This window comes from Clostridium sp. ATCC 25772 (assembly GCF_001573875.1).
GTDB classification, from domain to species: Bacteria; Bacillota; Clostridia; order Clostridiales; family Clostridiaceae; genus Clostridium_J; species Clostridium_J senegalense.
Genome location: NZ_LFRG01000173.1, coordinates 1 through 603 on the forward strand (window position 1 = coordinate 1; position 603 = coordinate 603).

Consider the following 603-nt stretch of genomic DNA (forward strand, 5'->3'; position numbering starts at 1 on the left):
TTAATACATCGCCTATAAAACTTCCTATTATATTACCTTTAACTTCAAAAATTTCTTTGAATTTCAAATTGTACTTTTCTATATTCGCATCTTTATCTAATGACACAACTGCTTTATCCATATTATCTAATAATGTTTTTAGCTTTTTCTTTTCTAACTCTACCTCATAAGTTTTTATTTCTGCTTTTAACTTACTTGATATTAAATCTGCCATTTTATGCAAGAAGTTCATTAAATCATCTTTTCTAAATTTAATTACATCGGCTTGCTCTTTAGTAAAAGCTATAAGCCCAATTACACCATAAGACTTATCATCATATACTATAGGGCAACATACCTCTGCAAACTCCTTACAAACTTCACGAGTATAACATTCATTGCATATCTCATTGCTCTTTGGATCTTCTATTATTAATTCTTTTTTAGTAGTTAAAGAATATTTAAATGCTGAGTATTCTTCTAATTGTTGTCCTATTTTATGAAAATAAGTTCCGGTACCCGCTATTCTAACTAAACTCGAATCTACTATGGTTACATCAATTTCTAAAACAGACGATATAGCTTCTGCTATGTTTTGTATATCTTTTCTTATAAAGTTTAAAT

General features: G+C 27.7%; 1 pseudogene. It reads right to left on the bottom strand.

The window, feature by feature from the left end:
- Nucleotides 1–603: pseudogene (locus AZI32_RS18655) on the bottom strand (hypothetical protein); the annotation flags it as partial.